Here is a 21245-nt window from a genome sequence, read left to right on the forward strand (position 1 = left end):
AACATATCACAATATAACAGAAATACCGCAGAAAAGGAGAACGACATGAAAGCACTTGTACTTGCAAGCGGCGGTGTGGATTCCACCACCTGCCTGGGGCTTGCCGTGAACAAATATGGAAAAGAGAATGTAATTGCATTAACAGTAGCTTACGGACAGAAGCACACAAAAGAAATCGAGGCTGCCAGAAAAACAGCAGAATATTATGAAGTGGAACATCTTTATCTGGATCTGGAGCCGATCTTCCGGTACAGTGACTGCTCACTGCTGAAGCATTCAGACAGAGAAATCCCTCACGAAAGCTATGCAGAGCAGCTGAAGGAAACCGATGGATCACCGGTGTCAACCTATGTGCCGTTTCGGAACGGATTATTTCTTTCCTCAGCAGCAAGCATTGCGCTGTCAAAAAACTGCAGTGTGATCTATTACGGAGCGCATGCGGATGATGCTGCCGGAAATGCGTATCCGGACTGTAGCAGTGCATTTCACAATGCGATCAATGAGGCAATTTATCAGGGAAGCGGCGGTCAGCTGAAGGTTGAGGCACCTTTTGTCAGCTGCACAAAGGCAGAGGTCGTAAAAACCGGCCTGGAGCTTAATGTTCCTTATGAACTGACATGGAGCTGTTACGAAGGCGGCGAAAAGCCCTGCGGTGTGTGCGGAACCTGTATTGACAGAGCAGAGGCATTCCGTCTCAATGGAGTGAAGGACCCGGCACTTGACAGATAGATCGGTCATGAGTAAGTAACGAAGTGGATCGCAAATATCCGCCTGACCATAGAAAGGAAAAAAATATGAGCAGAGAAAACCTGGAAAAAGAAGGAATCACCCTTCTCGGAAATCAGAAGGTAAAATATCCGGACAATTATGCTCCGGAGGTACTGGAAACATTTTTGAACAAGCACCCAGACAACGATTACTTTGTAAAATTTAACTGTCCGGAATTTACAAGCCTTTGTCCCATTACCGGACAGCCGGATTTCGCGACGATCACAATATCCTACGTACCCGGTGAAAAAATGGTGGAGAGCAAATCTCTGAAGCTGTATCTTTTCAGCTTCCGCAATCACGGAGATTTTCATGAGGATTGCGTGAATATCATTATGAAGGATCTGATCCGTCTTATGGACCCGAAATACATTGAGGTCTGGGGAAAATTTACTCCGAGAGGCGGCATTTCCATTGATCCCTACTGCAATTACGGAAAAGCCGGAACCAGATGGGAGGAGATTGCCTGGAAACGCCTGACAGAGCATGACATGTACCCGGAGAAGATCGATAACCGGTAGAAAAACAAAAAGTCCCTGTTTTCACTGCGAAAAGCAATGAAAGCAGGGGCTTTTGGTTTAGTGTGCCTGACAGCGTAGGTTTATCTTTATGACAGCCGGATGCATTCTGATTCTGTGCCAAACAGATCAGCGATCACGTCGTGCACGGTTTCGATCTTATCTGCCATATAAGCCTTTGCTCCGCAGAACAGCAGGCCGTTTTCCACGTCGCCCTTTACGGCGGCGATCAGCTTGTCTGTAATGCAGTAAGGGATCTCGCCGGGGGAACATTTGGCAAGGCAGCGGTGGCATGGGCTGTGCGGGATTTTTTCACCGGCCATGACGTGCTGCATGAAGGGATTCATAATGGCACGTCCCGGCATACCTACCGGGCTTTTTACAATGGCAATGTCGTCCTTTGCGGCGTGGATCAGGGATTCTTTCAGCCGGATGTCTGCGTCACATTCTTCCGTTGGGATAAAGCGGGTGGCGACCTGAACGCCGTCCACACCAAGATCAAGGACATGCTTTACATCCTCGTGCGTGGCGATGCCGCCGGCAGCTACTACAGGGATTTCCGTGCCGAATTTTGCTGCATAGCTTTTTACAGTCTGGACGATCTTTCGGATCTCATTGTCGTAGGTTTCCGGGGTATAGGAATCCAGCTCTTCCTTGTGGAAGCCCAGATGACCGCCTGCCTGGGGACCTTCGATCACCACAAGATCTGCAGTGCGCTTGTACTTTCTTTCCCAGTATTTCAGAATAACCTTTGCAGATTTGTCCGTTGAGACAATGGGGGCGATCTTTGTTTTGCTTCCGCTGACAAGAGCAGGGAGCTCTGTAGGAAGTCCTGCACCGGAGATGATCAGGTCAGCACCGGCCTGGACAGCTGCCTTTACATGAGATGCATACTCCTTCAGTGCAACCATGATGTTGTAGCCAATGATACCGTCAGGAGAAATCCTGCGTGCTTTTTTCATCTCGGACAGGATAGCCCGCTGGTTGGCTTCCGCTGTATTCTGGTCGAAATCCTTTTCCTTGTAGCCGATCTGAGCGGTGGAAATGATTCCGATTCCGCCTTCTTTTGCAACGGTGCCTGCCAGCCGGCCAAGGCTGATGCCGACACCCATTCCACCCTGGATCAGGGGAAATCTCGTAAGTTTATCACCGATTTTAAAATTCTTCATAATGATCAGATCCTCACATTCATTTGCGTTCTTTAAATAATTTTAATATAAAATAGTTTTATCATCAAAGTATATCATAACAGGGAAATTTGTCAATGTATATGTAGGAAGGTTGGATCAGGGAGATGTGGTGATTTGTCGGTATAGCTTTTCGGAATAAGAAAAGGGTGAGCTGACAGCATTACGCTGTGTAGTCTCACCCTTTTTATGTGTGATGAAATCTAAAACTGTAAAGCAGTAGACTGTAGCTGAACTCCATCTGGCAAAATCAGAATTTAAATAGATTCAGACCGATCTCTTCGCTGAACTCACGACCGATTTCTCCATCGATCACCTGGATCTGGATTTCGGCGGTAGCACTGATGATGGCACGGTTCAGATGGCCGCCGTGTACAAGGCCTTTTTCGTCACCGGCCGCGATATGGAGATGAAGATAAACGTCACCGTCTTTACGGGTAACGGTACCGGTAAGAGAAACAATCTCATAAGCTCCCTGAAACTGGATAGAGTGGTATTCCTTTGTTACGGTGTTGTATACACCTGCAGTGAAATCATTGATGGCACCAAGGCCTGTGACCTGTGCAAGGCGGATGTTCTCTTTCTCTGCAACCTTGCCGATCTCCTCCAGGATCTCTTCCTTCGGATCAAGTCGAAGATAGATCGTGTTTCCAAAACGTCTGTATTCCATGATAAAAAACCTCCCTGTAAATTTTTTGATTTTCCCATTGTCTGAGTATGATTCCAGTATAATACATTCATGTTTTTATTCAATAGTTACATTAATCAGATTACAGCACTTCCGGAAATCACTGCATCATGCTCTGTCCAACTTCTTTTTAACCGAATCAAGTAAGTCCCCTGCGGGGTTGCGAGGAGCAATAAGCAGTGGGTGGGACTTACTTGTATCAGGAGGGGTACAAGCCCCTCCTGATAAACTGCGGAGCAGTTATTCGGTTATGAGCAAGTAGCGAAAGCGGATTGCGAATATCCGATTGACTTTATTAATTTCTGGAATTGCTATAGGTGTATTTTTTACATGTTCAGATTTTTTACATGAAAAAAAGGACTAAACCGATGAAAATATTGAATTTATATTTTTACCGGCTTTTTTTATAATGATTTTCATAAAGAACGGAATGTAAGAACTGTAAACTGGAAGCAGCAGGGAAAGGGTGAAAGTATGAAAAAAAGATTTGGTCAGATGATCAAGGTAAAACCGGAAAAGCTTGCCGAATATAAAAAATGGCATGCAAATCCAATGCCGGGCGTAAATGAAATGATCAAAGAATGCGGCCTGAAAAATTATTCTATCTACAGCAGAGGAGAATATCTTTTTACATATTTTGAGTACGAAGGCGAAGATTTCGATGCAGATATGGCAAAGATGGCAGCAGATCCGGCAACACAAAGATGGTGGGATGTTGTAAAACCGCTGATGTCACCCCTTCTTGACAGAGCAGAGGGCGAATTCTGGTCAGATATGGAAGAAATTTATCACCTTGACTAATAAGCAAAAGTAATAGATATGGAGGAAAAGAAACATGAACAGTAGAGAAAGATTTATCGCAACTGTAGAAAGAAAACCGGTAGACAGACCGGCCTGCTGGCTTGGTGATCCGACACCGGAGGCAGTTCCTGCACTTTGCGATTACTACCATGTAGACAATATCAAAGAACTGAAAAAAGTATGCGGAGATGATTTCTACGCAGTAGAGATCCCGTACAAATCCCCGACATGCTCCGCAATTTTCGCGGCATTTGACTGGTATATGAACGGAAGCAATGTAGATACAGAGCACAGAACACTGACAGCAGACGGATGCTTTGCACAGTGTGAGGATCTTGAAGATGTGGAGGCAGTGAATTTCCCATGGCCGGATCCGGAGCTTTATATCGATCCGGAAGAGTGCCGCCGTCTTGTTGATGAGGCACCGGATGATAAAGTAGTTATGGGTATGCTCTGGGCCTGCCACTTCCAGGATACCTGTGCTGCATTCGGAATGCAGACATGCCTTATGAACATGGTTGCAGAGCCTGAGATGGTACATTATGTAGATGATCATATTGTAGATTTTTATCTGAAAGCCCTTAAGATTTTCCTTGAGGCAACAAAAGGTAAAGTACAGGCAATCCTCATCGGTGATGATGTAGGAAGTCAGAGAGGCCTGATGATCAGCCCGGCTCTTATCAGCGAGTTCGTTATTCCCGGAGCAAAGAAACTTATCGATCTGGCACACAGCTATGGCGTAAAGGTTGTATATCATTCCTGCGGATCTATTGTTGAAGCTATCCCGCTTCTCATTGAGGCTGGCGTTGATGTTATCCATCCGATCCAGGCACTTGCAGCAGGTATGGATCCTGCAAACCTGAAAGATAAATTCGATGGAAAGATTTCTTTCTGCGGCGGTGTTGATACACAGGATCTTCTTCCGAACGGAACACCGGAGCAGGTAGCTGCAAAGGTTAAAGAGCTTCGTACCTACTTCCCGACAGGCCTTATCGTATCACCAAGCCATGAGGGATTACAGCCGGATGTTCCGCCAAGCAATATCAAGGCGCTGTTTGACGAAGCAACCAAGATCTACGAATAGGGAGGAAGAAAAATATGATCATTATTGGAGAAAAAATCAACGGTTCCATTCCTTCTGTTGCAGAGGCTATTGCAAAAAGAGATGCGGAGTTTATCAAGGACCGTGCAAGAAAACAGGCAGAAGCAGGAGCAACATTTATCGACTGCTGTGCATCTGTTCCGGAGGAAGAGGAAGTTGAAACACTGAAATGGATGATCGACTGTATTCAGGAAGTAACAGACCTTCCGATTTCTGTGGACAGTCCAAGTGCTGATGTACTGATCCAGGCTTATAAATTCTGTAAACGTCCGGGACTTTTCAATTCTGTATCCGGCGAGGGCGACAAGATCGACAAGATTTTCCCTGTTATGGCACAGGAAGAAAATAAAGGCTGGGAAGTTATCGCTCTTCTCAGTGATGATACCGGAATCCCGAAAAATGCAGCAGACAGACTTCGCGTATTTGATAAGATCATGGCAAAAGCCAAAGAATACGGAATCGCTCCATCAAGGATCCACATTGATCCGCTGGTAGAGATGCTTTGTACATCTGAGAACGGAATTGAGACAAATATCGAAGTTATCACTTCTGTTCGTGAGCAGTATCCGTCCATTCACATTACAGCAGCGATCAGCAATATTTCTTTCAACCTGCCGGTTCGTAAGCTGATCAACCTTGGATTTATGGTACTGGCTATGAATGCCGGACTGGACAGTGGAATCCTTGATCCGACAAACAGAGACATGCTTGGCCTTATTTATGCAACAGAAGCTCTTCTTGGAGAAGATGACTACTGTATGGAGTACATCGGAGCATACAGAGAGGGTCTTATTGGACCTGTAAAAAAATAATCAGGATCCCTTCAGGTTTGCAGAGCCTGCGGAGGACTCTGCAAACGAATCCCATAAAAAATACGATAAAAGCTGAGATGAGTGCGAAAAATTATCAGCCTGTCCGTAGCAAATAATGAATATACATAATATTTGGAGGTAGAACAATGTCAAAAATCGAAGAAGTTGCAAAATTAGTAGAAATCGGTAAAGCGAAACTGGTAGGAAAAGCAGTGCAGGAAGCTCTTGATGAAGGCTGCGATCCACAGGAGATCTTAAATAAAGGTATGATCGATGCCATGGCTGTTGTAGGTGAGAAGTTCAAAAATAATGAGATCTTTGTACCTGAGATGCTGGTAGCAGCAAGAGCCATGAAAAAAGGTGTTGAGGTTCTGAAACCGCATCTTGCATCCGGAGCTACAGGCGTAAAGGGTAAACTTATCATTGCAACAGTAGCAGGAGACCTTCATGATATCGGTAAAAACCTTGTTGCCATGATGATCGAGAGTGCAGGCTTCGAGGTTATCGACCTTGGTGTTGACGTTTCCAATGACAAGATCATCGAGTGCTACAGAGAGAACCCGGATACAAAGATCATCGCTCTTTCCGCTCTTCTTACAACAACAATGCCTGCACTTCGTGATGCTGTAGATGCACTGAACAAATCTGATTTCAGAAGCAATATCAAGGTTATGGTCGGCGGAGCACCGATTACCCAGGAATTCGCAGACGAGATCGGTGCAGACGGATATTCCGAGGATGCTGCAAGTGCTGCAACACTGGCAAATCAGCTGATCGGAGCATAACTGAATAATCCAACCGCTTATGATAAACCTATGCCATCAGGGATACCGTATGGAACAGAATTCAGAGATTCTGTTCATGCGGCATCCCTTTTGGGGTTTTAGAAACATAGGATGGATTAGATAAGAAGATCAGAGCATAAAAAACCGATGCAGGATATTTGTCTGATCCGGCATCGGTTTATATATCATTATCTTCTGGCATCCTCAACAGCTTTATACATAGCCATGATATTCTGAGGAGGAACATCACCGAGGATGTTGTGCTCCTGGTTGAATACGAATCCGCCATCCTGGAAGAAGATATCGATCATGCGTCTGCAGTAGTCGTAAACCTCTTTTTCAGTTCCCATGTTCAGAATTTTTCTGGTGTTGCATCCGCCGCCCCAGAAGGTGATATCTTTGCCGTATTCCTGTTTCAGTCTGGCAGGATCCATATTGGCTGCTGATGTCTGAACCGGATTAAGGATATCGAAGCCTGCTTCTGCCAGATCTCCGATGACCGGGAAGATGGAACCGCAGGAGTGGAGGAATGTCTTCATGCTGCTGTGTTTATGTACATACTCATTAATCTTTGTATGATACGGTTTGAATAAGGTACGGTATTTTTCCAGGGACATGAACATGTTGTTGTTCATTCCGAGGTCATCACCGAAACGGACGATATCTACGATTCCGTTAAGGTACTTACATGTGTTTTCCAGGTTTTTCAGGTGGCGTTCCAGAAGCTGGTCATTAAGTGCAAGAACCTGCTCCGGTTCCTCATAAATATCCATGAGATAATTTTCCATTCTGCGAAGGAAAGTTCCCCATTCGAAGAAGTTGCATCCGCAGGTGATCATCAGGGCACGGTCTGTGCTGTTCTTCAGTACAAGACATCTCTCACGAAGTGTTTCCCAGAAATATTTTTCGTTGGAATGATCCCATGGACTGTGAACCATAGCACTCCAGATAACCTTTCCCATCTCTTTATCCAGATCATTGTAGTTTTCCGGGTAATCTTCTTTATATGGGAAGTACTGCTGGTCAAAACACATTCCGCCGTTTGGCATCTTGGCAATGAGTGTGCCCTCGCAGTCAAAATATTCATAAGAGCCATCTTTGTTATGTCTCGGCCTGAACCAGCCCGGCCACTGTGCGGCAACGCCGTTTGATAAGGTTACATCGTACCAGTCGGAGTCTTCTGTGTTAAATACACGGCCAACGTCAAGGACGTCAGCTCCGATGATATCAAGAACCTGGATCTCAGGCTGAGCTACCTGCTGTACCACATCGTAAATACGGTTGTGGCCTGTTGTGATTCCAAGATATTCTTTTAATTTTCCGTAAGCCATACCACTGATTCCGGCACTTACGTTGCTTCCCAGATCCATTGGAAGGGAATCAGGATTCTGATGATTGACAGACGCCATTACACGTTCTCTGGGTGTCATTTTCATATATATTTACCTCCTGTAGTTTTTTATTTGCTTCAACTTATAACTACATTATGTGAAAAAAAAGTGTGTGTTTCAATACGATTGCCGGAATAAAAATCTAAACGTTTTACTACAAATTTTACTATGTTGAATGAAGCGGATCTCATAGGACATATAATGAAAAACAGATAAAAACAGAGAGAAAAACGACGAAACAGAAGCGTTTGAAGGGATATAAAAATGATAACATTAAAAGACGTTGCAAGGGAAGCGGGTGTATCCATAGCAACCGTTTCCTGCGCACTGAGCGGAAAGAAAGCAGTCCGTCCGGAAACCTATACAAAGATAATGGACGCTGTAGAGAAGCTGAAATATATTCCGAATTATTCTGCCAGAAATCTGAAAAAAAAAGCCAGCAATATGGTAAGCGTGCTGCTTCCGGGAATGAGGAGCCAGTTTTACTCAGGGCTCTTTGACGGAATATCTTCTTATCTTCAGTCCCATGGATATTCCATTAATATTGCGTTTTCCAATGATTCCGCAGATGTTGAATGTACGAAGATCGACGAATTTATTACCCAGAATTCAGCAGGGCTTATTATCGTGACGACACAGCCCGGTAATACAGCTTTTTTTCAGAACCACATTATGGATTATCAGATTCCGGCGGTTTTTGTTGAGCGTGAACCGGATTCCGTGTTCTGTAATTATGTAGGGTTTCGTCATTACGATACCTTTTACAGCATAACAAAACAGGTTCTGGAACAGGGATACCGGGATATCAGTATTGTCTGTGGTCCTCTTGAGTTTTCTTCTGAGCGGAATTATGTCCGGGCATGCAGAGATGCCATGGAAACACTGGGTGAAGATTTGGCACCGGAGAAGATATGTGCGACGAATTTTACCAGAGAAGATGCATTCAGCAGTTTTATGAAAATTTTTTCCAGGAAGCCGCCGGAGGTTTTGCTGTCAACAAGTCGTGAGATCACATATGGAATTCAGACTGCCATGGAATACTGCGGATTGCGAACCCCGGAGGATATTGTTCTGATCAGCTGTTCCGAGGAATCCTGGATCAACATCAATCAGAATGATGGTGTGATCAAAATCTCCAGAAACAGTACTGTTCTGGGGGAGCAGGCAGCCAGGATACTTTTGCAGAATATCCATAACCCAAGGCTGTATGAGCAGACTATACAGGAGATTGATTTTTCGGAAAAGGATATCCGGCTTGTGAGTCTGCCGGAAAAAGAAAAGCAGCAGAAACAGAGCTTCCGGATATCCTGCAGAGAGAAAATCCGCTTTCTGGCAGTGGACAATCCGACTATCCAGGCACTGCAGCTGCTTACCGGACATTTTGAAGCGGAAACCGGGATTCAGGTAGAGTTTCATTGTGTACCTCAGAACCAGCTGCTTTCCATGATTTCAGAGTCCTGTGCTACGCTGACGCAGACCTATGACTTTTATACCTATGATGTTCCGTGGCTGGAATATATGGTTCAAAATATGTGTCTTGCAGATATTTCTTCCTTTATTGAAAGTGACAGCTTCAGAAAGGATCAGTTTTTTCAGTCAGGCTTCCGGAACTGCCAGTTGAACGGACGGTATTTCGGAATCCCGGTGAGCGGAGGAACACAGCTTCTTTTCTACAGAAAAGACCTGTTTGAAAACAGGGAGCTTCAGACTGAATACCAGAAAAGGAGTCTGATATCACTTCGCGCACCGAGAACATGGAAGGAATTTAATGATGTGGCTGCCTTTTTTACAAGGAAGGAGAATCCTGCGTCACCTACAGAATACGGAGCTTCTTTTGCGGGAGCGATCGATGAAGAACTGGCACCGGAGATCCTGATCAGGCTCTGGGCCTGCGGCGGAAAGCTGTGGGATAATTATCATAGGCCAACCTTTCATACGAAGGAGAACAGAATGGCTTTTGAGAGTATTCTCCATACGCTGGATTATATACCGGAGAAAGATATGAACAGATCTATCACTCAGACAGTAGATGATTTCTGTACAGGCAGGACAGCTATGCTGATCACATATTCAGAGTTTGCCCATGGAATAAACCGGCGGGTGAAAGAGAATGTATCCGGTCGGATCGCTTCCGGTATGGTTCCGGGAAAAGCACCTGCCAGTGTAGGATGGAATCTGGGACTGAATCCTTTTTCCTCACACAGAGAATCTGTCTGCCGATTTTTTTCCTGGCTGTGCAATAGTGATACGAATCTGTATCTGACTATACTGAATGGTGCGTCAACAGTTGTGACACCGTACCGCAACAGTGAGCTGCTGAAGCTGTATCCCTGGCTGGTCAGCACTGAGGAGAGCCTTCAGTATGCAAAAAGACGAAACAGTCCGTATCGAAAGAATCGCCTGATTATTCCTGTAGAGCAGATTGAGAAGATCATGTGTCAGGCTCTGCGAAAAACATATCAGGGAGATATCTCTGTTGAGGAGGCGCTGAAAGCAGCACAGGAAGAGGCGGATCACCTGTTCAGCATGTATGGATATCCAACGATTCACGAAATATTCAGAAGATGACGAAAAACCACGTTTAATAATTTTTTTGTAATATGCAATATACACAAGAATAATTGTGGGAAAAGTTGTAACTTTTGTGAAAATATAGTATAATCAACGAAAAAGTGCACGAAAAACAGACAAAAATTATATATAATCACGGGCGATGTACAGATGGGAGGGGAAGAAAATGTATACACTTCTGATTGCTGATGATGAACCTCTTATCCGCAATGGGGTGAAAAAGATCATAGACTGGGAATCTCTGGGATTTTCGGAGATTTTTCTTGCGGAGGATGGACAGGAGGCACTGGATATCATACGGAAAAATCATGTGGATCTTGTGCTGACAGATATTGTGATGCCGTTTATGGATGGTCTGGAGCTGACGGAGATCCTTTCAAGGGAATTTCCGCAGATCCATGTTGTGATCCTCACTGGACATGAGGATTTTCAGTATGCACAGAAATCTGTGGGACTTGGAGTGAAGAACTATATCCTGAAGCCTATCGGTGCCGAAAGTCTTTATAAGGAAATGAAGGAGATCTGTGAGAAGCTTCATATAGAGAACAGCCAGAGACAGTATATCCAGTCAATGAAGAACCAGCTTCGCCAGAGTCTGCCTGTACTTCAGGAACAGACACTGAACAAGATTGTCTGTTCTGCAGACCGTAATCTCAGGCTGTATCTGGAGAGGGCAAAAAGCCTTCAGCTGGATATGAGCCAGGCACCATATGAGATTGGAGTCATGGATCTTGATATGGAAAATATTTCAGGGGCAGATTATGATCTTTATCTTTTTGCATCGCGGAATATTGTGAAAGAATGTCTGGGAAAAGAACATTATGTTTTTGAAGATGGAAAAGACAGAGTGGTAATTTTGTTTCGCTGCGGTACACTTGAAGCAGAATCGCATGATCTTATTTATGATGTCCTCTGTATTATCCAGAAGTCTATCTATAACACGATCCGGCTGAAAACCACCTGTGCACTGGGGACAACGGCAGCCACCCTGGATGAACTGAACCAGGCCTACCGCAATGCAAAGAAAGCACTGGAGTGTAAATATTCACTGGGAAGCAATAATGTTTATGATATTGAAGACCTGAATTATCTGGAGCGTTCCTTCTATTATCCGCAGCAGGAACTTCACCATCTTACTAAGAGTATCATGATCGGCAATACGGAAGAAATTGAACGAGCAGTACGTTCTGTATTTCGTGACAATGGAAAAGACGGTTCCCTTTCCGGAAAAAATGTCAAGGTTATTTATATGGAGGCAATGAATGCGCTTTTGAGAGAACTTGCCGGGCTTAAGGATATCCCGGATGAAATGTGGAACAGAGGATTTGTATTATACCAGAAATTTGAAACATACAGTTCCCTGAGAGAGATGGAGGATGAGCTGATCCGGTTTGCATGCAGTATCCGTGACGAAATGAATTCTGCTCAGACAAACAGTGGAATGCAGGTTATTGACAAGGTGAAGGATTATGTAATGAGAAATTATAAAAATCCGGAGATTTCCCTTACATCAGCAGCGGAATTTGCATCTGTCAGCACAGGATATTTAAGCGGACTCTTCAAGAAAGAAGCGGGAACGAATTTTGTAAAATATCTTACAGATGTCCGTATGGAAAAATCCATGCAGCTGCTTCGATCAACAGATATGAAAACCTATGAGATTGCTTATGAAACAGGATTTTCCAATCCTCATTATTTCAGTGTTTCTTTCAAAAAATATACAGGAATGTCTCCTTCCGAGTTCAGGGCAAAGGAGTAAGCCATGAAGAAAAAACAGAAAAGCAGCCTGAAAAACCGGGCCCTGAGTCAGACAGCGGTGCTGATTATTGTTACCATGTGTATTATGGTTACTGTTTTTTATATGGTCTTTCATTCAAGGGCATTTAATGAACGGGGAAAGTACGAAGAAGAAAATCTGGTAAATATGGAAGCCTATCTGAACAGCTATCTGGAGGAAGTGGATTCCATTGCAAAAAATGTAAATTATAATTATTATCTTCAGGATTATCTGGAAACTGTGATCAAAGAAGAAGATGATTATGTGGATAGCGGAATCGGAAAAAATATGCGTTCTTATGAGATGAGCTCCCAGGCATTCAGTGACACCTTACTTTCCAGGGCAGATATTTCCTCCATTATGATTTTTGGAAAGAAAAAAATGCTCCTGAACAGATCTATGTATACCTATCAGAAGGTCGCATTGGATTATTCCAAGCTGGACTGGTATGCGAAGGCAGTGGCAAAGCCACAGGATGCAATTATCACAGGACCTAACAGACATTCATTTTTTGACACAGATGATGAGGTGATCTCACTGAGCAGGGAAGTCCAGAGCTATGAAAACGGAACCTTCCGAGGTGTGATCCTGATCAATCTGAATATGAATAAGATCACGGAGATCTGTAATTCTTTTCAGGAAAAACAGGAGAATTTTATATGTATTATAAATGATAAGGGCGAGCTGGTTTATGAGCAGCAAAATGGAAGAGAACGCTTCGCTTTTGATGAGAAGGAAAACCGTCAGGAGCTGAATACAGCACTTGGGAAAACGAAGGAGAGCTGTTTCAGGCTGAACTACAGAGGAGAGAAATATCTGGTAACCAGAACCGATATGAAAACAACAGGGTGGACTCTGGTAAGTATGGTTCCGTACAAGTCTGTGATGGCAGAAACAATGGCAATCAGTGGGGTAATGATCCTGGCTGTGGCAATTACTCTTATAGTAACCCTGCTTCTGCTTAACCGGATTCTTACAGGAGTAGTAAAGCCTCTGAAAAAACTGGAAAAATATATGGTTCAGGTTAATCCGGATAATATGGATCAGCGTATGGAAATTCTTACAGACGATGAGATCGGACATTTGTCAATGAAATTTAATCAGATGATGGACCGTATCCGGAATCTGAAAGAGCAGGTGATCGAAGAACAGGAAGATAAGCGAAAGTACGAGCTTCAGGCTCTGCAGGCACAGATCAATCCGCATTTTCTGTACAATACGCTGGATTCCATTATATGGATGGCAGAGACAAATGACTCAAATATCGTGGCAATGACAGAAGCACTGGCAAAGCTGTTCCGGATATCCCTGAACAAGGGAAATGAAGAAATCTCTCTGGAAAGGGAGCTGGAGCATGTGAAAAATTATCTGATCATTCAGAGTATGCGTTATGCAGATAAATTTACATATGAAATTTCAGCAGAGCCTGGTGTGGAACGGTGCAGGACGATAAAGCTGATCCTGCAGCCGATAGTGGAAAACTGTATTTATCATGGCATCAAAAAGAAACGAGGAACAGGAAAGATCACTATCCGGGCGTACAGGCGGGAACAGAATCTGATCATAGAAGTCAGCGATGACGGATGCGGAATGCCGGAAGAAATATGCAGGAAAATCCTTTCTGATGAGATCGAATCTGAGAATATCAGCGGTTCCGGAATCGGAGTCAAAAATGTAAATGAACGCATCCAGCTCCGTTTTGGAAAGAAATACGGTCTGAGCTATTCATCAGAAGAAGGCGTTGGAACGACAGTGACTTATGTTCTTCCATATAATGAGGGAGGCAGTATATGAATAAGAAGCATATGAAAAAAAGGCTCCTGATTTTTGCGGCGGCAATTTTGATGATAATAACGACAGTAACTGTTCATTATAAAACAGAAGTCAGATCTGAGGCAGCCGGTATAAAAACGCAGCAGGAAACAAAGAAAAAAATAATCGGTGCCACCCTTGCATCCAGTCAGGCCAGTTATCAGTATGCTATTGGAAATCTTCTTGTTGCAGAAGCAGAGAAAGATCCGGATTATAAGCTGGAAATCCAGTATGCAGAATGGAATGTAAAAAAACAGGAAGATCAGATGAGGGATTTTATCCGGAGAAAGGTTGATGCCATCATTTTTTGTCCGGTTAATGCAAAATCCTATCTGAATGTACTTCGCGAGGCAAAGAACGCCGGAATCCCTGTGATCAATCTGAATATGAAAGTGGATACTGTATCTACGGAATATATTACAACTTATGTAGGGGCAAGTATGTCGGAAGAGGCTGATCTGGCAGGTCAGCTGGTGGTGGAATGTCTTAATGGAAAAAAAGGAAAAGTGGGAATCATAGAAGGTTCTCAGGGAACAGATCCCCAGATTTACAGAACACAGACATTTCTGGAATATCTGTCCAGTTATCCGGACGTTGAAGTTGTGGGGATTGAAGAAGCCAACTGGTCCCGGGCAAAAGCAGGTCTGGCAGCATCCAGACTTCTTTCCCAGAATCCGGATATCAATGTATTTTACTGCCATGACAGCAATATGGCACTGGGAGTTTATGATATGCTGAAGGCAAGAGGAATACAGGACAAGATCCAGGTGATAGGAATTGGAAATGAAACAGAGCATATGGAAGCGGTAAAGAGTGGAAAGCTTTATGGTATTGTAACCCAGCCACCGGAATATGAAGCGGAATATGCATGGAGCTGTGCAAAAAGAGCTGCTTCGGGAGAAATCCTGAGACTGTGGTACAAGAACCTGGTAGTAAGCCTTACAAAAGATAATATAGACACTTATTTCAGACCGTCACTGGATTAAAAAAAGGACTGTCACTGATGTGAAAAATAAGACTAAACCGATGAAAAAATTGAATTTCAATTTTCATCGGTTTTTCTTATTATACTAATAAATACTTCGTAATGATCGGATTTGTTACTCAGAAAGGTGAACTGACATTGGCGGAGGTGTCATTCATGGGAAAGGAGATAAATATGAGCAGTGGAGTAAACAGCACGGGACAGACATACGCTCTGGATATGCAGAAGGTTTCAAAACGTTTTCCAGGTACACTGGCTGTTGATAAGGTAGATTTCCGTGTGAAAAAAGGTGAAGTGCATGCTCTGATGGGAGAGAATGGTGCGGGAAAATCAACTCTGATGAAAATGCTGAACGGTTTGTTTAATGACTATACAGGAGATATCTACATTAACGGAGAGAAGAAACTTCTCCATTCCCCGACAATGGCCAAGGAAGCAGGAATCGGAATGGTATATCAGGAACTTTCTCTTGCAAGAAGAATTTCCATTTATGAGAATCTTCTGGTGGGAAGACTTCCGAAGAAAGGTATTTTTGTAGATAAGAAGAAAGCAATTGAGGAGTCAAAGAAACTTCTTGCAAGAGTGGGACTGGATTATATTGATCCGACTATGGATGTTTCTGAAATCAGCCAGTGCGAAGCACAGCTTGTCGAGATTGCGAAAACTCTTGGCTTTAATCCATCCATTATTGTTATGGATGAGCCCACATCCGCTCTTTCCAGCGACGAGGTTGAACGCCTTTACAAGATCATCCGTCAGCTGAAGGCAGAGGGGCTTGCAGTGGTTTATATTTCCCATCACCTGGCAGAGATCTTTGAGATCGCAGACAATGTTACAGTTATGCGAGATGGTAAGCTGGTAGGCTCCTGTGCAGTAGCTGATACGAATCCGGACAAGCTGGTTGAGATGATGGTAGGAACTCCTGTAAAGAATTTCTATGAGAACCATAAATCCATGGTACAGGATGAAGTTGTACTGAAGGTTGAAGATTATACACACTGGGGATTTTTCCATCATGTAAACTTCGAGCTTCATAAGGGTGAAGTACTTGCTATCTGCGGACTGGCCGGGGCAGGAAGAACAGAGATCGCAAGAGCACTGATCGGTGTGGATAAGGCCGATGGTGGAAAAGTCTATATACATGGAAAAGAGACACATTTCAGGAACTTCGGAGAAGCTATCGCCGGAGGACTTGGATATCTGACAGAGGATCGAAAAGTCGTAGGTCTGGCACTGAACCAGACAGTTGGTGATAATGTGACCTCCTGTATTATCGATCGGAATTCCAACGGTATTTTCTACAACCAGAAGAAACTGAACGGACTGATTGATGAGAAGATCAATGAGATGAGCGTTTATCCGGCAGACAGAGACCGTCTGGTAAACAGCTTCTCCGGTGGAAACCAGCAGAAGGTGCTGATGGCCAAATGGCTGGCAGCTGGTGTTGATATCCTGATCCTGGATGAACCTACACGAGGTGTTGATGTTAATGCCAAGCAGGTTATCCATAATGTAGTTAAGGATTATGTATCAAAAGGCAATTCCGTAATTCTTCTTTCTTCTGACCTTCCGGAAGTTGTGGGACTTGCAGACAGAGCAGTGATCTTACGTGAAGGACATACGATCGGAATGATCCGGAAAAAAGATATGACGGAAAATTCAATACTGATTGCAGCTAATGGGGAGGGAGAGTTCGTATCATGTCAGAAGTAAATAAAAATGGAAATACTGCCGCTCCAAAGGTAGATACAAGAAAAACAGAGATCAACAAAGCCAGCCTGATCTTTAATCAGCTTGGCATCTGGATCATTGTTGCAGGACTTATCATTCTGGGAATGATCATTTCGAAAGGACAGTTCTTCGGAAAAAGTAATATCCAGTCTATTCTGGAAGCAGTAGCCCTGACCGGTATGGTCTGTGCAGGACTGTTCTACGTTACATATTCAGGAAACATGACCGATATGTCTGTGCCGATCACAATGGCATTCGGCGGAGTTATGGCAGTACAGTGCATTAACTTCGGTTTTGTGGGATCTATTATTGCAGGACTTCTTGCAGGTGCCCTGATCGGTCTGATCAACGGTTTCATGATCGGTAAGATGAGAGCCAACGCCATCATCTGGACACTGGCGGTAAATCTTTTGATATCCGGTGTCATACGAGTAGTATGGCAGGGAAAAATGCTCTACGCAGAGGATATCGCGAAAGAGAGCATGCAGTCATCTGCTGAAAAGTTTTACGCGATTTCCAGAACCTATATCGGTGGAGCAATCTCCCTGATGGCAATCGTTATGCTGGTTATGTTTGTGATCTCATGGGTGATTCACACAAAAACAGCATTCGGACAGAAACTGAAGATCATCGGTACCAATTATGAGGTAGCGAAATTTTCAGGAATCAACTGTACAAAACAGATCATTATCGCATATGTGATCAATGGTCTCTGCAGCGCAACAGCTGGTATCTTTTATGCAGCTCTCAGAAAATGTGCTTCCTACGAAAACGGAACCGGTTATGATTTTGATGCTCTGACTGCGATCCTTCTGGGTGGCGTTTCCCTGAACGGTGGAAAAGGAAGTATTGTTGGAACCTTCGGTGGTGTTCTTGCTTATGGTATCCTCAACAATATTCTTTCCTGGATCGGTCTTGGGACATACACCAAGTATCTTGTCCAGGGTATCGTATTCCTGTTCATCGTATGGTTAAACACACATTCAAACAGAAAGTTGGGTAAAGCATGATGGAGAAGAAATTTAAGCTGAATGCAGCAATGATCAACAAAAACCGCGCATTTTTATTACTTGCGATCGTACTTTTCTGTGGACTGTTTGTGGACAATTTCTATACAGCCTACAATATCCGGGCAGTAACAGGTAACGGAAGTCTTGTTATCTGGCTGGGACTTGGATTTACTATCGTCCTCATTGCAGGGCATATGGATATGACAGTTATGTACATGTCAACCTTTGCAGCACTTCTTACACTTGGGCTTCACAGCAACCAAAAGCTTCCGTGGGCAATCTGCATTCTCATCGGTGCTCTGATGGGTGTTGTAAACGGCCTGATCATGGGACTGCTTGTTACAAAGCTGAAGATCCACGCATTTATCGCAAGTATCGGTATGCAGCTGGTTCTCAAGGGAATCATGTATGTGTACTGTAACGGAAGTGAGCTGAGTATCGGAAGAGATTATGATCTGAATGAGAAGCTGAATAATCAGCTGCTTCCATTTCTTCCATTCTCAACGTACTTTATTATCACAACACTTTTTGTAATCCTGGTAATTGTAATTCTTCGTTACACAAGACTTGGAAGAAATATCCATATGGTAGGTGGTAATGCAGAGACAGCATGGCTTGCAGGTATCCACAGTGACCGTGTTGTAATAGCAGCATTTATCATTTCCGGACTTGCAGCAGGACTTGGCGGAGCATTGAACGGAATCTATTCCGGCGCGGCGAATGTAACCATGGGTGAAAAAGGAATCTCACCTTTCTATATGGCATTTACAGCAACTGTTATCGGTGGAACAGATATCTACGGCGGCAAAGGAAGCGTAGGCTGGACCTACATTTCTCTTCTGATGATCGCGTTCCTGAAATCTCTCTGTAAATCCACAGAGCTTCAGGTACTGGTTATCGGTGCAGCACTTGTGCTTTGCCTGATCTATGAGACAGTTGCAAAATACAATAAAGATAAGATCCTTGGACGTCGTCCGAATCTTCATCTGGAACATCTCAAAGAGATGAAAGGTGCAAAATAAGTAACGAAAATAATAGGGGGAATTAAAAGCGGAGGGAGCTTTTAATAAAATAAAAACTATATAAGGTATAGGAGGAAGAAAACATGATGAAAAAGAGACTGGCGGTTCTGTTATGTGGTGCTATGTTGTTAGGTACGGGGTCTGTAGCATTTGCAGAGGAGAACACAGACGCCCAGGCAACTGAGGCAGAGGCAAGTGATGAGAGTGCAGAAGAGGAAGCAGTAGAAGTTCCTGACGCTGCAAAAGATTCTTACGACAAACTGCAGGAAGCAGAAAAAACATTAAAAACAACAGATGACCATCTCATGATGGAAGCACCGCTTAGCTTCGATGTTCCGGAAGTAGACGGAGATGCTGCATATTGTGAAGACAATTACGAAGAGACAGATGCCAATCACTGGCATTACAAAGAGTATCTTGACTGGGACGAGGCAAATGATGCAAAATTCCCGGAGTCACCGGCAGATGGACAGGAAGGCAAAAAAGTTATCCTGATCGTTCATGGTGCACATGCCTGGACAACATGCTACACAGAGGCTTTCCAGAAAGCATGTGATGCAGTCGGAATGGAAGTAACTGTTTATGATCCAAACTGGGATCAGGGAAATCAGGACAGCTACATTGACCAGGCGATCAACGAGCATCCGGATGCAATCGCATTGATTCCGCTTTCCGCTGACCATGCAACACAGCAGTTCAAGAAGATCACAGACGCTGGAATCCCGGCATTCTGTGTAAATACAACACCAGAAGCAGAAGCTATGAACTACATCATTTCCTACACTGGCCCGAATGACTGGTACCAGATGAGAACACTTGCCGATATGCTTGGCGAGAAGATGGAAGGCAAAGGAGGAGTTGCTTACATTACACATAACGTAGGTGGATCTCCTTACTATGCACGCTGCTATGGACCTATGACAGAGCTTGCTGAGAAATATCCGGATATCGAGACACTTGATATCCAGTCTCCTGGATTTGAGGCTTCCAAGGTTAAACAGGTTGTATCCGACTGGATCACAAAATATGGCGATAAATTAAATGCTATCGTTCTTGCAGATGACTCTGACCAGGCGATCGGTGCAGCTGAGGCTTGCGAGGCAGCAGGACGTGACGATATCGTAATCGTTGCAGCTGGTATCTCCAAACAGGGTCTTGATCTTGTAAAAGACGGAAAACTTTATGGTATGTCCTATCAGACCTGCCAGGGTGATGCTGGTCTTGCAGTTCGTACAATCTCCGAGTGGTTCTGTGGCATTGATGTAAACCGTGTAAACTATCTGAGAACAGACGTTGTTACTTCTGAGAACACAGCAGACTTTGAGCCGTGCCAGTGGTAATAAAAAAGAATAAACATGTCTGCTGATGCGGATGTCTGGATGCCGTCTCCTTTGAGGGAGGCGGCATTTTCAAACTGTGGATTGTGAAGAGCTTATGCAGCAGTGGCTTGTGTGGGCATGAATAATGGAGGTAATGGGATGAAAGCAGAAGAAGTTAGGATCTCCGAATGGGAAGGATATCAGAGAAAGGATTTTAAACTGGATGGCCATGAGTGTATCCTGGTCATGCCGAAAGAAGTGCATCCGGGAAAACCATGGGTATGGCGCGCAGAGTTTTTCGGAGCTTTTGATTATGCAGACAGAGCACTTCTTGAAAAAGGCTGGCATATTGCATATATGATGATCAGCGACATGTACGGATGCCCGGAATCCATAAGCCTTATGGAAATGTTTTATCAGTATATCACAGAGGAAGAAGGCCTTAATAAAAAAGCAGATCTTTTCGGCTTCAGCCGGGGCGGTCTTTATTCTGTCAATTATACGGTGAAAAATCCTGAAACGATCTCCACGCTGTATCTGGATGCGCCGGTTATGAATGTGACGAGCTGGCCGGGAGGATATGGAGCAAGTGAGCGTTATTCGAAAGAATGGGAAGAGTGTAAGGCAGTTTATCATCTCACAGATGAGAATGCCCTGGAGTTTAGGGGGAATCCTCTGGACAAAATGCCTCAGCTTCTTAAAGCGGGGATCAGGATCATGCTGGTAGCGGGTGCGGTTGACAGTGTTGTGCCTTATCAGGAAAACGGTGCCAATCTGGCCAGATATTATGAGGAAAACGGCGGCCAGATCAAAGTGATCGTAAAACCGGACTGTGACCATCATCCGCACAGTCTGGAAGATCCTGCACCGATCGTAGAGTATATTGCAGATAATTTCGAGAGAAACTGAGAAGAGATATACTTAAAAACAAGTATGTCTACCAGAAACTAATCATAAACAGCCAGA

The 21245-nt window shown here is 44.0% G+C and carries 18 protein-coding genes; 15 read left to right on the forward strand and 3 right to left on the reverse strand.

All coding sequences use genetic code 11. The features are described 5' to 3' along the window. Window positions 1-3: 3 nt before the first annotated feature. The gene (queC, locus tag AC04Q4_RS13235) at window positions 4-729 is read left to right on the forward strand and encodes a 7-cyano-7-deazaguanine synthase QueC (RefSeq protein ID WP_476389216.1); all 726 of its coding nucleotides are present in this window, start codon (window positions 4-6) and stop codon (window positions 727-729) included. Window positions 730-794: 65 nt separating this feature from the next. After that, the gene (queF, locus tag AC04Q4_RS13240; protein WP_015526640.1) at window positions 795-1289 is read left to right on the forward strand and encodes a preQ(1) synthase; all 495 of its coding nucleotides are present in this window, start codon (window positions 795-797) and stop codon (window positions 1287-1289) included. A gap of 86 nt (window positions 1290-1375) precedes the next feature. On the opposite strand, the gene AC04Q4_RS13245 is transcribed toward queF, so the two are convergent. Next, window positions 1376-2455, reverse strand: coding sequence for a nitronate monooxygenase (locus AC04Q4_RS13245; RefSeq protein ID WP_178809679.1), 1080 nt, complete (start codon window positions 2453-2455; stop codon window positions 1376-1378). Window positions 2456-2723: 268 nt separating this feature from the next. Continuing rightward, a complete protein-coding gene (locus tag AC04Q4_RS13250) occupies window positions 2724-3143 on the reverse strand; it encodes a PCC domain-containing protein (protein WP_178809676.1) in 420 nt (139 codons plus the stop codon). Between the two features lie 492 nt (window positions 3144-3635). Here AC04Q4_RS13250 and AC04Q4_RS13255 point away from each other — a divergent pair, with 492 nt between their 5' ends. The 4 genes from AC04Q4_RS13255 to AC04Q4_RS13270 all read left to right on the forward strand — a co-directional run bounded on the left by AC04Q4_RS13255 (window position 3636) and on the right by AC04Q4_RS13270 (window position 6661). Further along, complete coding sequence (locus AC04Q4_RS13255; RefSeq protein WP_476389129.1) at window positions 3636-3962, forward strand: L-rhamnose mutarotase; 327 nt, start codon at window positions 3636-3638, stop codon at window positions 3960-3962. Window positions 3963-3996: 34 nt separating this feature from the next. Further along, on the forward strand, window positions 3997-5046 hold the full coding sequence (locus AC04Q4_RS13260) for a uroporphyrinogen decarboxylase family protein (protein ID WP_015526635.1): 1050 nt from the start codon (window positions 3997-3999) through the stop codon (window positions 5044-5046). Window positions 5047-5060: 14 nt separating this feature from the next. Then, a complete protein-coding gene (locus AC04Q4_RS13265) occupies window positions 5061-5876 on the forward strand; it encodes a methyltetrahydrofolate cobalamin methyltransferase (RefSeq protein ID WP_015526634.1) in 816 nt (271 codons plus the stop codon). A 146-nt stretch (window positions 5877-6022) separates the two neighbouring features. Continuing rightward, entirely contained in the window at window positions 6023-6661 is a 639-nt protein-coding gene (locus tag AC04Q4_RS13270) for a corrinoid protein (protein WP_015526633.1), read from the forward strand. A gap of 188 nt (window positions 6662-6849) precedes the next feature. Here AC04Q4_RS13270 and AC04Q4_RS13275 read toward each other — a convergent pair whose 3' ends face one another. Next, the gene (locus AC04Q4_RS13275) at window positions 6850-8097 is read right to left on the reverse strand and encodes a uroporphyrinogen decarboxylase family protein (protein ID WP_147603680.1); all 1248 of its coding nucleotides are present in this window, start codon (window positions 8095-8097) and stop codon (window positions 6850-6852) included. 219 nt (window positions 8098-8316) lie between these two features. Here AC04Q4_RS13275 and AC04Q4_RS13280 point away from each other — a divergent pair, with 219 nt between their 5' ends. From AC04Q4_RS13280 to AC04Q4_RS13320, 9 genes are all read left to right on the forward strand, one after another. After that, window positions 8317-10620: an extracellular solute-binding protein gene (locus AC04Q4_RS13280; protein WP_476389130.1), complete on the forward strand. Its 2304-nt coding sequence runs from the start codon at window positions 8317-8319 to the stop codon at window positions 10618-10620. A 169-nt stretch (window positions 10621-10789) separates the two neighbouring features. Beyond that, on the forward strand, window positions 10790-12382 hold the full coding sequence (locus tag AC04Q4_RS13285; RefSeq protein ID WP_161206355.1) for a response regulator: 1593 nt from the start codon (window positions 10790-10792) through the stop codon (window positions 12380-12382). Window positions 12383-12385: 3 nt separating this feature from the next. Then, window positions 12386-14194, forward strand: a complete 1809-nt coding sequence (locus AC04Q4_RS13290) for a cache domain-containing sensor histidine kinase (protein WP_015526628.1) — start codon at window positions 12386-12388, stop codon at window positions 14192-14194. Continuing rightward, window positions 14191-15198, forward strand: coding sequence for a sugar ABC transporter substrate-binding protein (locus AC04Q4_RS13295; RefSeq protein WP_195456373.1), 1008 nt, complete (start codon window positions 14191-14193; stop codon window positions 15196-15198). Before AC04Q4_RS13290 ends, AC04Q4_RS13295 begins: the two co-directional genes overlap by 4 nt. A gap of 155 nt (window positions 15199-15353) precedes the next feature. After that, complete coding sequence (locus AC04Q4_RS13300; RefSeq protein WP_015526626.1) at window positions 15354-16910, forward strand: sugar ABC transporter ATP-binding protein; 1557 nt, start codon at window positions 15354-15356, stop codon at window positions 16908-16910. Continuing rightward, window positions 16898-17938 (forward strand): ABC transporter permease, encoded by a 1041-nt coding sequence (locus AC04Q4_RS13305; protein ID WP_015526625.1) that lies wholly within the window; start codon window positions 16898-16900, stop codon window positions 17936-17938. Before AC04Q4_RS13300 ends, AC04Q4_RS13305 begins: the two co-directional genes overlap by 13 nt. Next, entirely contained in the window at window positions 17935-18960 is a 1026-nt protein-coding gene (locus AC04Q4_RS13310) for an ABC transporter permease (RefSeq protein ID WP_059086396.1), read from the forward strand. Before AC04Q4_RS13305 ends, AC04Q4_RS13310 begins: the two co-directional genes overlap by 4 nt. An 83-nt stretch (window positions 18961-19043) precedes the next feature. Continuing rightward, on the forward strand, window positions 19044-20300 hold the full coding sequence (locus AC04Q4_RS13315) for a sugar ABC transporter substrate-binding protein (protein WP_015526623.1): 1257 nt from the start codon (window positions 19044-19046) through the stop codon (window positions 20298-20300). Between the two features lie 138 nt (window positions 20301-20438). Continuing rightward, window positions 20439-21188 (forward strand): alpha/beta hydrolase family protein, encoded by a 750-nt coding sequence (locus AC04Q4_RS13320; RefSeq protein WP_015526622.1) that lies wholly within the window; start codon window positions 20439-20441, stop codon window positions 21186-21188. The last annotated feature ends 57 nt before the right edge of the window (window positions 21189-21245 follow it).

Source organism: Blautia sp. HA8986, from assembly GCF_056504635.1.

Coding starts and splice junctions, on each gene's coding strand:
- AC04Q4_RS13285 (WP_161206355.1), top strand. CDS start 10,790: ATGTATACACTTCTGATTGCTGATGATGAACCTCTTATCCGCAATGGG.
- queF (WP_015526640.1), top strand. CDS start 795: ATGAGCAGAGAAAACCTGGAAAAAGAAGGAATCACCCTTCTCGGAAAT.
- AC04Q4_RS13255 (WP_476389129.1), top strand. CDS start 3,636: ATGAAAAAAAGATTTGGTCAGATGATCAAGGTAAAACCGGAAAAGCTT.
- AC04Q4_RS13310 (WP_059086396.1), top strand. CDS start 17,935: ATGATGGAGAAGAAATTTAAGCTGAATGCAGCAATGATCAACAAAAAC.
- AC04Q4_RS13275 (WP_147603680.1), bottom strand. CDS start 8,097: ATGAAAATGACACCCAGAGAACGTGTAATGGCGTCTGTCAATCATCAG.
- AC04Q4_RS13265 (WP_015526634.1), top strand. CDS start 5,061: ATGATCATTATTGGAGAAAAAATCAACGGTTCCATTCCTTCTGTTGCA.
- AC04Q4_RS13260 (WP_015526635.1), top strand. CDS start 3,997: ATGAACAGTAGAGAAAGATTTATCGCAACTGTAGAAAGAAAACCGGTA.
- AC04Q4_RS13315 (WP_015526623.1), top strand. CDS start 19,044: ATGATGAAAAAGAGACTGGCGGTTCTGTTATGTGGTGCTATGTTGTTA.
- AC04Q4_RS13280 (WP_476389130.1), top strand. CDS start 8,317: ATGATAACATTAAAAGACGTTGCAAGGGAAGCGGGTGTATCCATAGCA.
- AC04Q4_RS13295 (WP_195456373.1), top strand. CDS start 14,191: ATGAATAAGAAGCATATGAAAAAAAGGCTCCTGATTTTTGCGGCGGCA.
- AC04Q4_RS13270 (WP_015526633.1), top strand. CDS start 6,023: ATGTCAAAAATCGAAGAAGTTGCAAAATTAGTAGAAATCGGTAAAGCG.
- AC04Q4_RS13290 (WP_015526628.1), top strand. CDS start 12,386: ATGAAGAAAAAACAGAAAAGCAGCCTGAAAAACCGGGCCCTGAGTCAG.
- AC04Q4_RS13320 (WP_015526622.1), top strand. CDS start 20,439: ATGAAAGCAGAAGAAGTTAGGATCTCCGAATGGGAAGGATATCAGAGA.
- AC04Q4_RS13300 (WP_015526626.1), top strand. CDS start 15,354: ATGGGAAAGGAGATAAATATGAGCAGTGGAGTAAACAGCACGGGACAG.
- AC04Q4_RS13250 (WP_178809676.1), bottom strand. CDS start 3,143: ATGGAATACAGACGTTTTGGAAACACGATCTATCTTCGACTTGATCCG.
- AC04Q4_RS13305 (WP_015526625.1), top strand. CDS start 16,898: ATGTCAGAAGTAAATAAAAATGGAAATACTGCCGCTCCAAAGGTAGAT.
- AC04Q4_RS13245 (WP_178809679.1), bottom strand. CDS start 2,455: ATGAAGAATTTTAAAATCGGTGATAAACTTACGAGATTTCCCCTGATC.